General features: G+C 61.3%; 6 protein-coding genes. All 6 read left to right on the top strand.

The window, feature by feature from the left end; all coding sequences use genetic code 11:
• Window positions 1–10: 10 nt before the first annotated feature.
• The 6 genes from gspF (at window position 11) to A6745_RS11280 (ending at window position 19,469) form a co-directional block, all read left to right on the top strand.
• The gene (gspF, locus tag A6745_RS11300) at window positions 11–1,219 is read left to right on the top strand and encodes a type II secretion system inner membrane protein GspF (RefSeq protein ID WP_066126908.1); all 1,209 of its coding nucleotides are present in this window, start codon (window positions 11–13) and stop codon (window positions 1,217–1,219) included.
• 249 nt (window positions 1,220–1,468) lie between these two features.
• Window positions 1,469–2,677, top strand: a complete 1,209-nt coding sequence (locus A6745_RS11295) for a substrate-binding domain-containing protein (RefSeq protein WP_066126905.1) — start codon at window positions 1,469–1,471, stop codon at window positions 2,675–2,677.
• A 454-nt stretch (window positions 2,678–3,131) separates the two neighbouring features.
• Entirely contained in the window at window positions 3,132–4,355 is a 1,224-nt protein-coding gene (locus A6745_RS11290; RefSeq protein WP_066126903.1) for a substrate-binding domain-containing protein, read from the top strand.
• Window positions 4,356–4,497: 142 nt separating this feature from the next.
• Complete coding sequence (locus A6745_RS27865; RefSeq protein ID WP_082853021.1) at window positions 4,498–5,760, top strand: substrate-binding domain-containing protein; 1,263 nt, start codon at window positions 4,498–4,500, stop codon at window positions 5,758–5,760.
• A gap of 296 nt (window positions 5,761–6,056) precedes the next feature.
• Complete coding sequence (locus A6745_RS28665; protein WP_156513360.1) at window positions 6,057–6,320, top strand: hypothetical protein; 264 nt, start codon at window positions 6,057–6,059, stop codon at window positions 6,318–6,320.
• 9 nt (window positions 6,321–6,329) lie between these two features.
• The gene (locus A6745_RS11280) at window positions 6,330–19,469 is read left to right on the top strand and encodes a filamentous haemagglutinin family protein (RefSeq protein ID WP_082853020.1); all 13,140 of its coding nucleotides are present in this window, start codon (window positions 6,330–6,332) and stop codon (window positions 19,467–19,469) included.
• The last annotated feature ends 155 nt before the right edge of the window (window positions 19,470–19,624 follow it).

Raw genomic sequence — 19,624 nt, 5'->3', positions numbered from 1 at the left:
AGTCCGTATCATGCCCAGTTTCAAGTACGAAGCGGCCGCCATGTCGGGAAAGATCGAGCGGGGCCGCCTGGATGCCGACAGCCCGCGCGCGGCGCGCAACCAGTTGCGCGCGCGTGGCCTGACCGCCCTGCAGGTCACCGAATCCTCGGGCAAGGGCGGCGTGGCCGTGTCGCCATTCGCGCCGCGCCTGTCCGACTCCGACCTGGCCTGGGCCACGCGCCAACTGTCCAGTCTGCTGGCCGCCAGCCTGCCCCTGGAGGCCGCCCTCAGCGCCACCATCGAGCAGGCCGAGCGCAAGCACATCGCCGAGACGCTGTCGGCCGTGCGCGCCGACGTGCGCGCCGGCCAGCGCCTGGCCGACGCCATGTCTGCCCGTCCGCGCGATTTTCCCGAGATCTACCGCGCGCTGGTCAGCGCGGGGGAAGACTCCGGCGATCTTGGCCGCGTGATGGAAAGCCTGGCCAGCTACATCGAAGAGCGCAATGCGCTGCGCTCGAAGATCGTGGCGGCGTTCATTTATCCGGTCATCGTGGCCTTCGTGTCCGTATGCATCGTGATCTTCCTGCTTAGCTATGTCGTGCCACAGGTGGTCACCGCGTTCACCCAGGCGCGCCAGGAGCTGCCGTTCCTGACGCAGGCCATGCTGGCCGCCAGCGATTACGTGCGCTCTTGGGGCGGGTTGAATGCCCTGGTGCTGGTGGCCGGGTTCTGGGGGTGGCGCATTTCGCAGCGTGCACCCGCGGCTCGCCTGTCGTGGCACAGCCGGGTGCTGAAACTGCCGCTGATGGGGCGCTTCGTGCTGGGCGTGAACACGGCGCGCTTCGCTTCCACCCTGGCCATTCTCACGGATGCCGGCGTGCCGTTGTTGCGCGCGCTGGAAGCCGCGCGGCAGACGCTGGGCAATGAACGATTGAAGCTGTGCGTGCATGACGCCACCGCGCGGGTGCGCGAAGGCGTGTCGCTGGGCGGCGCGTTGCGCGTGCAGAAGATATTCCCGCCGTTGCTGACCCACCTGATCGCCAGCGGTGAAAAGACCGGCGCGTTGCCACCGATGCTGGATCGGGCGGCGAAGTCGTTGTCCAGCGACCTGGAACGCCGCGCCATGTCGATGACCGCGCTGCTGGAGCCATTGATGATCCTGGTGATGGGCGGGATGGTGATGATGATCGTGCTGGCGGTGCTGATGCCGATCATGGAGATGAATCAGTTGGTGCAATAGCGCGCGTTTCTGCGGTGAGCACTATGGAATATGCGTCATGGTCATCGGTCATGGTGCGCCAGACTCTGTTTACTGGGGCCAAATCCCATCATTACCGAAGGCCGCAACTTGATTGGATTATCTGTCATCTGCGAGTCAGAAACTGGTCTGACTGCTCGATCAGACGGGAATAGCTGCGCGGTTGCGCAATAGACCCCGCTTAGTGTCGTGATTCCCCGCCATCGGGTTTTTCCTTCAGGAGATCGAATCATGATGTTCCCGAGCCCCATTTTGTCCGCAATGGCCCTTGCAGGGCTGATATTCCTTCCCGTCTCCACCTGGGCGCAGAGCGTCGTCACGGGCGGGGCGACCGAGCCCCAAGCCCTGTACGAGGTCATCCTGCCGGCGGATGGTGTGCAGTTTTCTTATGTAGGTACAGGTAGCGGCGCCGCCAAGAACGCCGTGCTGAACAACAACGGCGCCTTGTTCGGCCACCCCGGCCGTAGCGTGCCGATGGCAGCCAGCGATCTGAGGATCACTCCAGCCGAGGATGCTGCCTATACCGTGGCGCACATCACCAGCCCGGCGACCCCCGCCGATCAATGGGGGCCGGTGCTTCAGATGCCTGCCTATGTCATGGCCGTCGGCATCCCCTTCAACAAGACCAACGTCTCGGGCATCCCCGAGGCCCTCAATTTCCGTAGAGTTGCCACCAGCCTGGCGCCGGATGTCCTGGACCTTTGCGGGATTTTCTCTGGGCGCATCACGGCTTGGACCCAGATCGCGGGATCGAACCGAACCGGCCCGATCACGGTGTTGTATCGCGCTGACCATAGCGGCACCAGTGTCCTGCTGGGCAACTACCTCAATGCGGCGTGTTCAGGCAGTACGGAGATCAACCTGACGGGCGGTGCCTACGACGTGGATCAGTCGAGTTTTGCCGCGCAATTCCCAGGGGGAGCCGTACCCGCAAACTTCCTGGCCGTAGCAGGAAGCGATGCGATGGACGCGGCAGTGGTCAGCACGCAAGGTGCGGTCGGCTATGCCAGTGTCGATACGCTTGGGCCGCTTGTATCCGATACGTCCAGGGTTGCGCAGGTGGCAGGAGCCTCCGCAACCGCGGTGAATATCGTTGCCGCCGCTTCTTCGCTGGCGCCGCCGATCGGTAGTGCCGGCGGGCTTACCCGTGCAGCCTGGATGCCCAACTTCGGCAATCCCGCGTCTGGATATCCCATCGTGGGATTCTCTTCATTGGTCGTCAGCCAGTGCTTCATCGGCGCGGACCCCAATGGTACCTACAACACGATGATGGAGTTTTTGAACGGCCTCTATGCCAGCAGCACCTTGCCGGGGGTGGCTGCTCTGCCGGCGGCATGGCGCATCGCCGCAGTCAATACGTTTCTGAATAATGCGTCGGGACGGTACATGAATATTCAGAACGGGTCGATCTGTAATTTGCAGGGGAAGCCGTTGCTGTAGAAGGTTGCCACGGTGGCAGCTCGGCATGGATGCAGCCATCTGCCAGGACCAGGGTGCTGGGGGGACGCTGCTACGCAATAAGCGATGGCGCATATATGGCGTACGGGGAGGCGAGCATGGCTCGCCTTTTTTATGGCGGTTTTGTTGCAGATGATCCGAGGTTCTTGGGGATATTGGCGAAACTTCAAATATGACTCAAGTCCGCGTTTTTGCTTTTGTCTTGTAATGGAATTGGAATGTCGGAAGTGCGCTATTGGATGGTGGAATTAAGAAAAATACGAATATGACTCAAGTCCGCGATTTGATTTGACTGGCCGTCACACAGCGAATTGATACTGTCTCTGTCGCACGAGATTGCAGTGGAGGGGCGTGTGACTAACCGAATTCTCTTTTTTTCCTCCGTATCGCGATTCCACCTTTATCCGGTTTATCCAATCCGTCAGGAGATCAAGTCATGTCGTTCAAGAAATCCGTTTTGGCCTCCGCCGTCGCGCTGGGCCTGATGTCCGTGGCCGCTGGCGCCATGGCCCAGAAGGTTGTCACCGGCGGCGCCACGCTGCCCCAAGGTCTGTACACCAGCATTCTGCCGGTCGGCCCCAACTTCTCGTACACCGGTACCGGCAGCGGCACCGGCAAGAGCGCCGTGCTGAACAACAACAGCACCCCGTTCGGTGCTACGAACCGCACCGTTCCGATGGCTGCCAGCGACGTCGTCATCACGTCTACCGAAGATACGAACTACGCTGCTGCTCACATCACCGCCCCCGCTACGCCCGCTGACAACTGGGGCCCGATGCTGCAAATGCCGTCCGTCGGCACCTCCGTCACCATCCCCTTCAACAAGACCACGACCGCCGGCGCCGCTCAAGCTCTGAACTTCCGCGGCACGCTGTCGAACAGCGTGCCCGATCTGGGTGACGTTTGCGCCATCTTCTCCGGCGCTACCAACGATTGGAGCCAGATTCCCGGTTCGAACCGCTCGGGCCCGATCACCGTTCTGTACCGCGGTGAAGGCAGCGGCACCAGCGCACTGCTGGGCAACTTCCTGAACGCTGCTTGCGCGGCGGAAGGCAGCACGTCGAACCTGAAGGGCGGCGTGTGGACCACCGACACGCAAACGTTCGCTCAGCAATTCGTGAACAACACCGTGCCTTCGAACTTTGTGTCGGTAACCGGCAGCGCCGGTATGCGCGACGCCGTCTTCACCGCTCAAGGTCGTATCGGCTATGTCGGCCCGGACGTCATCCCGACCGCCGACCTGGCTGACGCCACCAAGTACGCCCAACTGCGCGGCTTCTCGCCCACGATCGCCAACACGCAACTGGCCATCGCCGCGGCTCCGGTTCCGACCAACGCCAACGCCGGCACCCGCTCGGCTTGGCTGCCCAACTTCGGTGTGCCGAGCAACGGCTACGCCATCGCCGGCTTCACGTCGTGGGTTGTCAGCCAGTGCTTCACCGGCACCGACACCAACGACACCGTTGCCACGATGACGACGTTCCTGAACGACCTGTATGACGGTGATTTCGATGCCACCATCACCGCCGACAACTTCGTTCCGCTGTCGACCGAGTGGAAGAACGCCGTCAAGTCGACCTTCCTGAGCAACACGTCGGGCCGTGGCATGAACGTCGCCAACAGCACGGTTTGCAACGGCATCGGTAAGCCGCTGCAGTAATAAATACAGAAAGTTCAGCCCGCCTGGTCACGAGCCAGGCGGTGCTGGCTGAGGTATCGGCGAGGCCTTTTGGGGCTTCGCCTTTCTTCTTGCCTTGTTTTCACTTGTGCCTGGTAAATCAAATTCAGCAGGAGAATAATTTATGTCGTTCAAGACTGGATTTATAGCATTCACTCTTGGGCTGATTCTGGTGTCTGAGGCCGCTGTTGTCATGGCTCAGAAAGTTGTCACCGGAGGGTCCACGTTGCCCCATGGCCTTTACAACGACATCTTACCGATCGGGCCCGACTTCTCGTACACCGGTAAGAACAGCGTTACGGGTAAGACAGCCGTGTTGACTAACAATGGCTCGTTGTTTAGCGTTCTGCCCAGTCAGGATTTCTCGCATCGTAGTGTGGTGATCGCCGCTAGCGATGTTGTAATTACTCCGATTGAAGAGCTGACGTATAGCCTAGCTCACAATCCCTCCGTCGGTTATCCGCCTATACCTGCTGTAGCGAATTGGGGTCCGGTACTGCAAATGCCGTCTGTAGGAACCTCAGTCACTATTCCATTCAACAAGAACACGACTGCTGGCACCGCCCAGGCCCTGAATTTCCGTGGCACTCTGTCGAACAGCCTGCCTGATTTTGGCGACCTCTGCGGTGTCTTCTCTGGCCGTATCTCTGACTGGAGCCAAATCGCCGGTTCGAACCGGGTTGGGCCAATCACCGTTCTGTACCGTGAGGAAGGTAGCGGAACCAGCGCGTTGCTGGGCAACTTTCTGAACGCGGCTTGCGCTGCGGAAGCCAGCCCGTCCAACTTGAAGGGTGGCATGTGGACCGTTGATCAGCCGAATTTTGCACAGCAGTTTAATGATGATACGGTACCCTACAGAGGTGCTCGCTTCATTAGCGTAAAGGGCAGCTCAGGTATGCGCGACGCTGTTTTTGCCGATCAGGGCCGCATCGGTTATGTTGGTCCGGATGTCATCCCGACCTCCGATCTGGCCGATGCCACGAAGTTCGCTCTACTGCGGGGCTTCTCGCCCACAGCAGCTAACACGCAACTGGCTATCGCTGCCGCCCCCGTTCCTAACGATGCCAACGCCAACACCCGCTCGGCTTGGCTGCCCAACTTCGGTGTGCCGTTCAACGGCTACGCCATTGCCGGTTTCACCTCGTGGGTTGTCAGCCAGTGCTTTACCGGCACCGACACCAACGACACCGTTGCCACGATGACCACGTTCCTGAACGATCTGTATGACGGTGACTTCGATGCCACCATCACCGCCGACAACTTCGTTCCGCTGTCGATCGAGTGGAAGAACGCCGTCAAGTCGACCTTCCTGAGCAACACGTCGGGCCGCGGCATGAACATCGCCAACAGCACGGTTTGCAACGGCATCGGTAAGCCGCTGCAGTAATAAATACAGAAAGTTCAGCCCGCCTGGTCACGAGCCAGGCGGTGCTGGCTGAGGTATCGGTGAGGCCTTTTGGGCTTCGCCTTTTTTATGGGTTAACAAAATTGACTTGATGGCTGAGCACAATATCCCTCTGACTTGCTCGGGTTTCATTAAATCACTAACGTAAAGTGGGTTTCCCTTGGGACAAGCTGGGCTAGGCATAAACGATGTAACTGAAGTCCGCACTCTTCTCGCACAAACTGTCATTTCGGCAGGCGATCATGGCGCGTTATTGTTTGTCGCATATCGCTCCCAGTATGACCAAGACCTTAAACCATTCAGTTGAAAAGAACTGGAGCGTCTTGGCCCAAGTGCTGGAAATGATGCGAATTCTGTCTCGTGGTGTTGCGATACGGCAATGCTCGGCGAATTCCATCACCCCTTCCCCCGTTTTCCTCGCTGCGCCCAACCGCCTGTCCGGCGGGTGGCAAGCCGTCATTACGCATCCCGATAGGAATCACAGCGCCGCCTGCTGTTCCTTGTCGGATCTTCAGCAGAAAAGCAATTTCTGGATTGATTGAAGGACAACCATGCAAGGCAAATCGTTGGCATCGAAACGCATCGTCCGCAAGCTTGGCCAAAGCGTAGCCTCGGCGAATTCAACAACTCCCGTGTTCCGCCTGGCGCCCCTGGCGCATGCGGTGGCGGTGTTGCTGTTGGCTGGCGGTCCGGCGGCGGCGCATGCCGCGGGCGGGGCATGGTTTGCGCAATCCGGCTCTTCCAAGAATCCCGCGTTTACACGTACGCCCGTGGTAACGGGCGGGGCATCCACCAACCGTGCGGCGCAGCAACAGCAGCAGGCCCAGCAGCGGCTGCAGCAATCCATTGCCAACCTGAATCGCAGCGCATCAGCCATCTCCCAGCAGGTGGCGATGCAGGAAGCGGCGCGCCGGGCTGCGCAGGACGAACCTTCGGTGCGCGATGGCAACCGCAAGGGCGGGTTGTGGGACCGTGATGCCGACGGGAACCTCCTGGAGTGGAGTGGCGCCGAACGGCCGGTGCTCTTCAAGCGTGATGGCCAGTTCAAGTTGACGGTCAAGCAGACGGCCAGCAAAGCCATCTTGAACTGGGACACCTTCAACGTCGGACGTAACACTACGCTGGTCTTCGACCAGAAGTCGACGGACGCCGTGCTGAACAAGGTCGTTGGCGCTTCCGCCGAACCCAGTCGTATCCAAGGCAAGATCCAGGCCAACGGCACCGTCATGGTCGTCAACCAGAACGGCGTGGTGTTCTCCGGCAGCAGTCAAGTCAATGTGCGCAATCTGGTCGTGGCCGCAACGCGGGTCGATCAGACACGCACCGAGAACGGGCAGACCATCAATGTGCTTGATGAGCAGTTCATCCAGCGCGGCATATTCTCCAATGGTTCCTCGCCGGCATTCTCAGGCGCCCAAGGGGCGGTAGAGGTGCAGGCGGGTGCCAGCATCGTCACGCGCGCGCCAGAGACGGCCACGCAAGGGGGCGGATATGTGCTGTTGATGGGCAGCGAAGTGAGAAATGCCGGCACCATTTCCACGCCCTCCGGCCAGGCCTTGCTGGCGGCGGGGGACGACTTCGTCATCAGCCGCGGCCAAGGTACCGATGGCAACCAGTATTCCACCACGCGCGGCAATCAGGTCACTGCCGTTCGCAATAAGCTTTCCACTACTTCTCTGGTGGAGAACACCGGCCTGCTGATGGCCACCACGGGTGACGTCACCCTGACAGGCACTGACGTACGCCAGCAAGGGGTGCTGGTGTCCTCGACCTCGGTCGATGTACGCGGCACCCTGCACCTGACCACGGCCACGCAGTCTGGAGAGGCCGCGGGCCAGGTCGGCAGCATCACGCTGGCGCCGCAGGCCACCAGCGCCATCCTGCTGGATGCCAACGACGATTTGACGGCGCTGGATTCTCGTCGGACCGCCGCATTGGCTCAGCTCAACGAAACGGGGGCTTCCCGTTATTACCGTAGCGACCAATCACTGATCGAAATTGCCAGCAACGGCACGGTCGATGTCCAAGGCGGGTCGCTTACGCTGGCTACTGGCGGACAGATCGCCGTTACTGCTGGCGGCAGAACGCTGGTGCAACGCGATGCCACCCTGGACGTTTCGGGAGCCGTCGGCGTCCGGGTGGCGATGGAGTCGAACAATCTGTCGATCAACATCCAGGGGAACGAGCAGCGGGATGCCCCCGTCAACCGCGATAGTGGAACGCTGAACAGCAATGACGTGTGGGTGGACCGTCGCGATCTGGTGTTCGTAAAGGGAGACTACAACGCCGAGACCAACCCCAACGGTACGCCGGACCGTTGGTACACCAAGGGAGGCTTGCTGGAGGTCAGCGGTTACCTGGCGAACAGTGGCCACACGGCGGGCGAATGGATGGCCCAGGGCGGCACCGTGCTATTCGGCGGAAAAGAGGTGGTGACGCAAGCCGGATCTCGCATCAATCTTTCTGGCGGTACGCTGGATGTGCAGTCCGGCTACATCAACATGAGCTGGTTGCGCGGTCAAGACGGCCGTCTGTACAGCGTGTCCTCCGCGCCGGGAGACATGCTGTACCAGGGCCTGTACAACGGGTATGAAGACACTCATGCGCGTTGGGGGGAGTCAGCCACCCGCAATTTCTACAGCCCTTTGATCGGGCCGCGCCGTGTCTACGAGGCGGGATACACCGTGGGGCGCGATGCGGGCACGCTGATGGTGTCCACCGAGTCCGCCGTGCTGGAAGGCGACATCATCACCGAGGTGTTTCAGGGAGATCGCCAGGTCGACAGGCCGCAGGCCAACCTGGATGGCTACAACCAATCCCAGACCGCCGCCGCGCGTCGCGCCAGGTTGATGCTGGGCGATTACCTGCTTGCCTACGATGCCGATACTGGCGTGTTGAGCTATAGCCCGGCCAATCTGGCCGCTGTTGATGGATCGATTGTCTTTGGAACAGGCCAAGCCTCCTTGGCTGACGCGCTGGGCCTGGGCGTGGCACTGCCAGAGGATCGGGTCAACACGCTTTATCTGGATAGTGAAGCGCTGAACCGGTTCCGGTTGGGAAGCATTACCAGCCTTAGCCGCAACGTGTCGGTGACTTCTACGCTGCAGGTGGAGAACGGTGGCAGGATCGACCTGACCGCCGCAGACGTGCAGGTACACGCTGATCTTGTGGCCCGGAGCGGCGATATTGTCTTGGGGGATGCGCAGCTCGGTTATGCCAATGACGCTGGTGCTCAGGTCGTGATAGGCCAGGGTGTCACGCTCGACGCACGTGGTATCTGGACCAACCTGTTGCTTGATCCGAACAACCGCAATGGTCTGCCCTATGTGAACGGTGGCTCGGTGGTCTTGCGTAGCCATGGCGATATTACGTTGGAAGACGGAAGTGTTATCGATGTTTCCTCGGGTGGGGTGTTGGACATAGATGGCACGTTAAGGCACAGCGGTCGTGGCGGTGATGTCACGTTAAGCGCGAACGTCGGTGCGTTGAACGCTATCCCTGGGATCATCCGGCTGAGGGGTGAGATCCGTGGTTTTGGTGTCGAGGCAGGAGGAAAACTTAGCGTAGAGTCCGGTTCGACGGTCGGTATCGGAGGTGAGATGTTGAGTCATGGCGACATTCTCCAAGGTGGGGAGGTTGCCAGGACGGATCTTTTGCTGAGTGCGGATTGGGAGGTGTTGGCCGGTGATGCTCTGCCCGTTGACTACAGTTATCTCAAGGATCGCGCGCTTCCTGGAGAGTACGTTGCTGCCGTTCAGTTCAATAAGGCACTCAGCATATTATTGAGCGGGGATTGGGTTGTTCCGGTACCCAGCGGAACGAGCAATGGTCCGGTCATTATTAACTACATTAATCCTGCCGGTACCTCATCGTCTGTTTCCGTGACAAGGAACACTGCGCCCGGCAGTGTTGTTATACCGAAAGGGTCGCAAGTAACGATTTTCTCTTCTTTCTCTAACGCGTTGAATATTTCATTTCAGGTGCCGGAAGGGGTCTTTGTTGGCGGATTCCCCATCACTCCCGTACCTGCGACGTTGGCAGCAGGCACTCCTGCCCCGATGAATATAACGCTCGCCGCAGGAACGTTGATTCCTGCTGGCGCGACACTGAGTCGTGATGCTTCGGTGCTGCCCGTGCTCGCGCTGAACCAGGCTTTCTTCGAAAAGGGCTTCTCGCACTACGAGGTTCGGGGCCAAGCCGGTTTGGGTGTCTTGGCGGGCAGTGCGCTGGACGTTCGGATGCCTGTCCTTATGCTCGCCCAAGGCGGTGTCCAAGCGACATCCGTGGCCGATGCGCTGCAAGTCTGGACACCGCCCGTCTATTTGGAAGACCGCGCCAATGGCGTGTTGCGACAGCGCGAGGTCGCCAGTTTGACGTTGAGTGCTGGCTCTACCGAGTCGAACCGGTTGGCCACGCTGAGCATCGGCGAGAACGCCGTGATCAATGTCGATCCTGGCGCGTCGATGACGCTGCAGGCTTCTGGTCAGTTGACGGTGGACGGTAAGCTGAATGCCCGTGGTGGCCAAATTTCGCTGTTGCAGATAATCACGCCAGAATTGACGGACGCGACCAATACTGCGGGCGTCAATTACGGTGTTGGGCAACCACACTCCAGGTCCATCTGGCTCGGCGAACATGCTGTACTCGATGTGTCCGGCTCGTCCGTCACCGCCGTGGATCAGCAGAACCGTCGTTATGGAAAGATCACGGCGGGCGGCAGCATTGTTGTCGGAGGAGCCGTTGACGAGGCCTCCGGTACGGTCAGAGCGGCCGATTTGTTCGTGGTGGTCAGGCCGGGCGCCGTCCTCGATGCCTCGGGTACGTCCGGCAGCCTGTACGTGCAAGGCCAAGGCGAACAAGAGGTAGCCAGTAACGGTGGCAGCATCACGTTGTCGTCCTCCAATGGCTTGTATCTGGACGGCGAGCTCAGGGCCGTGTCCGGAGGCAGCGGTGCGGCCGGCGGGACGCTGATGATCGGTTTGGAGACGCCCGTATATGCAATAGCGGGATTGAACTCCGCTGTGACGCGGCCACGCGAGCTCCTGCTTCGTCAGCAGAAAGGCGTCAGCGCGCTGGCGGCGGGGGTGGTTCCGGGCCAGACCGAGGGTCTGGTATACGGCCAAGCCGCGCTGGGCATGGACCAGGTCGCGGCTGGCGGCTTTGACGACCTCGTCCTGCACAGCAATGGGTTGATCAGCTTCGATGGCGACGTGAACCTCGACATGGGGCAGAGCCTGCGTATTTACGCGAGGGCTTTGGCGCTGTCCGAGGGGGCCTCGGAAGCTACGCGCGTCAATCTCGCCGCGCCCTACATCCGCCTGGCCGGGGTCGGTATCCAAGGGGTGACCAGTCCTGTATTAACCAACCCGGTTCTCCCTGACGGAGACACGCGGCTTTTCACCGCCGCCAGTTTCCATGCCACGGCAGACCTGATCGACATACGTGACGCCGTGCGCTTCGGCGCGAAGGGCTCGGTTGGCGGTACTGACGTGGAGCGGCGCACCTTCAATGACGTCAACCTGTACAGTCGCGGCGATATTCGATTTTTGGCAGGTGTGTCGCCAAGTGAAATTATTCGCAATGTCACCACGGAGTTGGTCAGCCCCAGAAACATCAGCCTTTCCGCCGCGCAGATATATCCTGCCACAGGTGTAGGGGCTCGGGTCCTCGTTGGGAAACTGTGGGGAAATAGTAGCGACGGTAGCGCTCTCTTCGACCCTGATTTCAAGCTTTCCATTGGCCGATCCACTGAGGTGGAACCCGCTGCGCCCTATTCCGTATTTGGCTCGTTGACATTGGGTGCCAGTACTATCGAGCAGGGCGGCGTCGTGCGTGCACCCCTTGGAAGCGTGAAGATCGGTGGCGAACAGTCGCTGGCAGTTGGTGTGCCCGTGCGCGTCGTATTGCTTCCCGGTAGCTTGACCTCTGTCAGTGCCGAGGGCTTGACCATGCCTTACGGAGGCACGACCGACGGCATTGCCTATCAATACGCAGGGCAGGATGTCATCTTGGAAGGGGTGGGCAGCCAAGGCCGTGGAATCGTACTCAATGGCCAGATGATCGAAGTGCAGCAGGGAGCGGTGCTTGACCTCTCTGGCGGTGGCGAGTTGACAGGCGCGGGCTTCGTGTCGGGTCGAGGCGGTTCCACCGATGCGCGCTTCCGGCCGTTGATACAGAACAGCGCCAGCGGCAGTTTCGCCTTGCCGGGGCTGGATACGAATCCGGTGTATGCCATTGTGCCGAGCAGCCAGGCGACCTATGCGCCGGTGGCTGCGGAAGGAGGGGCGGTCGATCCCAATGTCGGACGCCAGATCACGGTTGGCGCCGGCGTTCCCGGCCTGCCCGCCGGCACTTACACGCTGCTGCCATCCACGTACGCACTACTGCCTGGGGCGTTTCGTGTCGAGTTGAACGGCGCCGCCAGTGCCAGCGTGGCGAATCGCACTATCGGTCTGCGGAACGGGTCTTGGTCTGTTTCTGGACGCTTGTCCACGGCCAATACGTCAACGGTATCTCGCCCGATGGGGATTTCCGACAGCCTGTCCACCCAGGTCACGGTGACCTCTGCCGACGCGCTGCGCAAGTACTCCCAATACAATGAGACGAGCTTTACTGACTTCGTTCTGGCCGACGCGGAACGCCTGGGGGTAGCCCGCGCGCTGACGCCCGCCGACGCCAGAACGCTACGGTTGTCCTTCAAACCTGGTGCCACAGCAGAGATCCCTGCGTTCCGATTCGAGGGTACCGCGCTGTTCCAAGGCGCCAAAGGGGGCTATGGCGGAGCGGTAAGTGTTGACGGCGGCGGTGGCGGACAGATCGAGATTGTTGGCGCGGGGGCCACGGCTACGCCTGGGTATGCAGGCATAACCTTGCAGTCCGATCAGTTGAACGCCCTGAGGGCGCCACGGTTGCAGATCGGCGGATATGCCAGTGCAACGTATGGCGAGAACGGCAATGCCATGGTGTTCGGCGCGGATAACTCTTCCAGCACCAGAGAGATCGTTCTGCGCTCGGGGGCACAGTTGGGCGCGCCCGAAGTATTCCTCATTTCGTCCTATAGGACTGGAAATAGAGCCATCACGATCGAACCTGGCGCCAGTATCAATACTATAGGCCAGGGATCGGTAGCCTACGATTCGTCTCAAGGCTATTACTACATTCCGCAAGTGTTAGACGCAAATCAGGGAAGCATTGCGGTCGTGGCCGCATCCAATGGATGGCTTGATCTGGTTGCTCCAGAGTCTGCGCTGGGCAATGGCCCGACGTCTCGGCTGTCCATTGGCGTATGCGGCAACGCGTGTGTGGATACGACGCGTCTGTATTCCGAAGGGACTCTTGCGCTGATAGCAGAGGGAGACATCCAGTTCGGCGATGCCGTTCGATATGGAACGCGCAACCTGTCCTTGCTGGTCAGCGCGTTCAATGTGGGAAGCACGGAAAGCCTTGCTGAGGCTGCCTCGCGGCAATTGGTTCCGAATGGCCTGACATTGAACCAGGCTCTGTTGAACCGCTTGCTGTCGGGCGACACGGAATACGGTGCGCCCGCACTCGAAAACCTTGTGCTCACTGCACGGGATTCGCTGAATTTCTTTGGCACTGTGGCGCTGGATACCCGGGATCCCGTCACGGGGGTTTCGTCTTTAGACCGCCTGGTGCTGAGCACGCCCGCCATTTATGGTGCGGGGTCGGCCAGCGATGTCGCGACGATCGGCACTTCCACATTGGTCTGGAACGGCGCTACCGGAACGCCTGGCGCCATCGTGACGGACGGCGTCGGCACGGGGTCGAGTACGCTTAACATCGAAGCGCAACGTATCGAACTGGGCTATGGCCCGAGCGCGCGCGCGAGCAGCGTCAGCCTAGATCGCATGGCACTTGGTTTCGGTACGGTCAACTTGAACGCCAGCGACCGCTTCACTGCGAATCACCAGGGGACGCTTTCGGTATACGCATCGCGTGGTGCGTACGCCGTGGGCAGCGGCTACGCCTACGAGGGCGGAAATCTCAACATCAATACGCCGCTGGTGACGGGCGAGGCCGGCTCGGTCAGCCGGATCAAGGCGGGCGGCGCCATCACGCTGAGCCGCCCCCAAGGTACGTCTGCTGACGTGACGACTGATGTGCTGGGCGCGGAACTGGCGCTCGATGGCGGCAGTGTCAATGTCGGTACCACGATTGCCTTGCCGAGCGGCAAGTTGACGCTGGCGGCGCAAGGCGATGTGGCATTGGCAGGCAACTCGCGCATCGACGTGTCTGGCCGCAAGATCGATTTCTTTGACGTCAGCCAGTACAGCTGGGGGGGCGATGTCATATTGGAAAGCCGTGCTGGAAACATTGCGCAGGCGGTCGGATCTACCATCGACCTGTCTGCCCAGAACCATCAGGCTGGCCAGTTGACCGCGACGGCACTGGACGCTTCGGCTGGTGTCATCGACCTGCAAGGCGATATCCTGGGCGCCACGTCGGGCCAATACGATGCGGGCGGCACCTTGGTGTCCTACGGCTATGGCGGCATTGAGCTGCGCGGGCAGCGCATTGCCGATTTCTCCGGCTTGAACCAGCGTTTGACCGAAGGACAAGTATTCGGCCGCCGCAGCTTCCAGATCAAGGAAGAAGGGCTGAATCTCGTGGTGGGCGACGAATTGCGCGCCAGAGAGGTCGACGTGTCCGTGGACAATGGCACCCTGACCGTGCAGGGCAAGATCGACGCCAGCGGTGACCAGGTGGGCAGCATCCGCCTGTCCGCGGGCCGCGGCCTCACGCTGACGGGATCGTCGGTGCTGGATGCCCATGGCACGGCGCTTCGCGTGGACAGCTACGGCAAGATCATCGACGCACCCAACCGCGCTGTGATCGAACTGAACTCGGGCAAGGGCACGCTGGTGTTGGCCGACGGCGCGCGGATGGATCTGCGTGCGGGCACCGAGGTTGTCTCAGGAAACGACGGCTTGCCGCGGGGCACGGTGACGCTTTACGCCCCGCGTCTGGGCGGTGTGACGGCAGGCGACGTGGACGTCGATGCCCGCGGCAATGTGGGTATCTCGGGTGCGCAAACCATTGCCTTGGTCGCCAATCAACGCTATGCGGATAACGATGCCGCCCAGGACGCGGATGCCGACGCCGTCGTGCGACCGGGCAGTGACGCCGCCAGTGGCAAGGCATATCGCTTGGTCGACCAGGCGTACCTGGACAAGAAGAACCTGCAAAGCCTCGCCTTCATGAACGCTGCCCTGGCCAACATCCGTGGCGGCGGCACGCTGGCGGGCAAGCTGCAGGGCTTGTTGACGTATCAGGATGCTTTCCACTTGCGCCCGGGGGTGGAGATTGTCACTGCCCACGACCTGCGCGTGGTGGGCGATGTCAGTTTGGCTGGCCACCGCTATGCCAGCCTGAATCCGCATAGTGCCCAGACTTCGGTCTACGGCTCGGGCGAGCCCGGCGTGCTGACGATGCGCGCCGCTGGCAACCTGGATATCAATGGCAGCTTCACCGACGGGTTTTACCTACCCGATGGGTTGGTGACGCCCGATGACAATGGATGGGTGTTGAAGGCAGGCCAGCAGGCATTCGGTGGTGACGTGGTAATACCGCGCAGCGGCCTGGTGACGGTGGCCGATGGCACGACCTATCCCGCTGGCGCCACATTGAACTTCCCTGTGCCGATCAAGGCCTTGTTCCTGAATGCAGGCACCGTGGCTGGCGCCGACCTTACGCTGGGAGGCGCGTTGGTGGTGCCGGCCGGTACTGTGCTGGCCGCGCCGATCTATAGCTCGACGGGCGTGGTGCTTTATGCAGCCGGAACGAAGTTGGCCGAGGCTGCATCACTGGCCGCAGGCATGCGGTTGGGCGCCGGCAGCGTCCTGGTGGCACGTACGCCCGTGCGGGCGATGACTTGGCCGGCTGGCGTGCCGCTGCCGGCCACCGTGACACAGAATGGCAATCTGGCCATGAAGGCAGGCGCCACCGTGCCGTGGAACGCCAGCGTCAAGCTGGTGGGCAATGCGACGTCCATCGCATTGCGCGAACGTACGGCATCGAATGGGCAGCAAGGCTACAACTGGGCCGTTGCACGCATGTTGCCGGAGGGTTCATTGTCATGGTCGATGCGTTTGGTGGCGGGAGCGGATACGGCTGCTGCGGATATGCGGGCTACCGTGGCGGCAAAGCAGGGCAATCTGACATTGAACGACGCGCACATTGCCACCAGTGGCACGACCAATCTGTACCCCGTATTCAGCGTACTACGCACGGGTACGGGAGATATGGATCTGTTGGCTGCTGGCGATTTCAGTATGCAATCGCTGTACGGTGTATACACCGCGGGTACGCAATCAGCGATCTCGCAGGACTACGATCTGCCGCGAGGAACGTACAACGTGACTGGGTCTACGGTGCTTGGCGCTGAAGGCAGTGCCTACGAGCAATTCGTTAACCAGAGCAGCACCAGCCTTTATGCGGCTTATTATCCGACTAATGGCGGGAACTTGTTGCTACGCGCTGGAGGAACCGTTGCTGGGGACAGCATAGGATTCACATCTTCCGGTCAATCCCTCACGACCACGGACCGTATTCAAAATTCGAGTGCGAGCGTCGGTAATTGGCTGTGGCGCCAGGGGACGGGATCGGGCAGTGCTGCAGATGCTGTCGATACGGCTTGGTGGATCAACTTCGGTACCTATACGCGAGAGCCTTTCTTTTCGTCCGGATCCACATTTTCCGGGAAGAACATGCCGTATCTGTCTGGGTTTACCGGTATCGGTACCCTGGGTGGCGGAAATCTGACCCTGTTGGCGGGTGGCGATGCTGGAACGCTGACCCAGCGCGGGGGGGCTACGCAGAATGACATCCCGCGCAGTCAGGGTCTCGTATTGGCGGTGGCGGGCACGGGCCGCGTGGATGGAGAGGCGGGGGCGTTGACGCTGACGGGAGGGGGCGACCTTGATGTTCGGATTGGTGGGCAACTGAATCCTTATTCATACTTGAACTTGGGATCGGCCGCCAGCGTGCCTGTACAAACGGGTCTGGGTGGTGCCTTGACAAATCTGCGCGGAAATACTGCGCTTGTTGCTGCATCTGTGGGTAGCCTCACGCCAGTCTACGGAGGCACCAGTTTGGTGGCTACCGATCCTCTTCGGGCCACCCGTTTCACGGGATTCGGAGGTCTTGTTGTCGTGCCTGGGGATTCACCGATTAGTGTGTCTGCGCGCGGTGATCTGGTCTTGGCAGGCGCGGGAGATCCGGGCCGAGTGTCGCTAATGAATTCCACACCGTTCAGCGTCGGGGATACTACGTATCTCGGGGGAGGCTTGAGCTGGTTCTCATTGTGGACGGATCGTTCTGCAATCAATCTCTTATCGGCGGGAGGCACGTTGTTGCCCAGCACGCAGGCAGATGCCTTGCTTGCCAGCACCTCGATCCCTACTCCTGTATCGGGCCAGAACTACTCGCAGACCGACGGCCGCTTTGTATATCCTTCGATATTCAAGGCGGTGGCTGCCAGTGGTTCCATCTACTTTGGCACGGGGGATTACTCGATCGTCTTGGCACCTTCCGATTCTTCGAGCATGCATCTGTTGGCGCAAGACTCGATCTATGCAGCCGGGTACTCGGTCAGTGTTTCTGGTGCCGATCCCAGCGTGGCCCCAACGCCGTATAAGGCTGCCTTTGTCGGCACGATGGACGCAGTGCTCTCGGGTAGCAACCTGGTGGCTAGTAATCTGAATGCCGATGGGGTGTCTCCGGCGCTCGGGCGGTTTCCGATCATGGCTTTTGGTCCAGATACGTCTGTGCAGGGGCAACGGGACAACGAGCTTGCAGCACGCATATATGCGGCACAAGGAGATATCGTCGGCTTGAGGACAGGCGAAATCGTCACCTTTAACGACTCGGGAAAAACTTGGTACGAAAGTGCCGGCCCTGTGTGGATGATGGCGGGTCGAGATATCGTGGGATCTGGTACGCGCCTGGGAGCGCCCGGTGGAGTGCCACGTGAACTTACTGGAGGTTTTGGGCCGGAAAACGGCACATCCGCCGGCAACCTCTTCGTCCACTCCAACCCCGACGACATCTCCGTCGTCTCCGCGGGCCGCGACATCATCTTCAGCAGCTTCAACGTCGCCGGCCCCGGCACGCTGGAAATCACCGCTGGCCGCAACCTGCGCCAAGAGAACCAGGCTTCCATCAACAGCCTGGGTCCCATCATCAACATCGATCCCAACGACCAGAACAGCGGCGCCAACATCGCCATCACGGTGGGCGCGGGCAAGTTCGGTCCCGACTACACCGCGTTCCTGAAGCAATATCTGGATCCGGCCAATATTGCCCTGGCAGGCCAGCCCCTGGCCGACCAGCCGGGCAAGGTGGTGCACGTGTACAGCGGCGAACTGACGCTGGGGCAGTGGTTGACGGACAACTACGGCTACACCGGCAATGAAGCTGGCGCGCAACGCTTCCTGCAGGCCAAGCAGGCAGAGCTGGATGCCGCCCGCGCCACGGACACGACGGCCCCGAGGCGCGACCTGGACCGCGATTACCAGCAGGCCGGCCAATTGCATTTGGTGAACTGGCTGCGCACGCGCTACGGCAGCGGCACGTCAGGCAGTTATCAGTACGACGGCACCACCGATGCCGTGGCCTTCTTCAACGCCCTGCCGGCGGAACAGCAGCGCGTCTACGCGCGCAACGTCTACTTCGCCGAATTGAAGGCAGGTGGGCGCGAGTACAACGACAGCGATGGCGCACGCTTCGGCAGCTACCTGCGCGGTCGGCAGGCCATCGCCGCGTTGTTCCCCTCGACCGACGCAGCGGGCCAGCAGATTGCCTACCAGGGCGATGTCACGCTGTTCGGCGATGCCGGCATCCAGACGCGCTTCGGCGGCGACATCCAGGTGATGACGCCGGGTGGCAGCCAGATCTACGGTCTGGAGGGCTTGCCGCCGCCGGGTATCAACGGGACGGCCGGCGTCATCACGCAGGGCTCGGGCAACATCCAGCTGTTCTCGCTGGATGACGTGCTGCTGGGCCAGAGCCGCGTGATGACCAGCTTTGGCGGCGACATCCTGGCGTGGGCGGTGCAGGGCGACATCAACGCGGGCCGAGGCTCGAAGACGGCGCTGGTCTACACGCCCGTGCGGCGCGTGTACGACTCGCTGGGCAACGTGGCGCTGGCGCCCTCGGCGCCATCCACGGGCGCGGGTTTCGCGACGCTGGATCCGCTGCCCGAGGTGGCGCCGGGCGACGTGGACCTGTACGCGCCGCTGGGCACCATCGACGCGGGCGAGGCCGGCATTCGTGCATCAGGCAATGTCAGCATCGCGGCCTTGCAAGTGGTGAACGCCGCCAACATCAAGTCCCAGGGCGAGAGCGTGGGCGTGCCGACGGTGGCGGTGGTGAACACCGGAGCGCTGACGTCTGCCAGTTCGGCCGCCACGTCCGCGGCCTCGGCCGCTCAGGACTCGGTGGCCCGCTCGCAAGCCGCCGCGCGCCAGAACCTGCCGTCCATCATCTCGGTGCAGGTGCTGGGTTTCGGCGAGGAAGGCGCGCCGGCGCCCGCGCAGCGTCCCGAGCGCCCGCGTGGCCAGCCCGTCAGTTATGACGCGGGCAGCGCCATCCAGGTGGTGGGCAATGGGCAGTTGGACGCCCAGGGCCGCAGTCGCCTGACCGACGCAGAGCGCCGCAATCTGGCGCCGTAAGCGTTGATCCTCCCCGCCACTTGCGTGTGGCGGGGAGTGGGTCCTGCGTGGTAAATGCGACGAATCCGTCCAATGTCGCAGTGCGGTGCTTCCCGATAGAGTGTGATTTCTGTATCGCAGCGCTGTGTGGCAACCGCTATCGTGCCGAATGCCGG

Source organism: Bordetella ansorpii (assembly GCF_900078705.1).
GTDB classification, from domain to species: Bacteria; Pseudomonadota; Gammaproteobacteria; order Burkholderiales; family Burkholderiaceae_B; genus Bordetella; species Bordetella ansorpii_A.
This window is presented reverse-complemented; position numbering and strand designations above follow the sequence as displayed.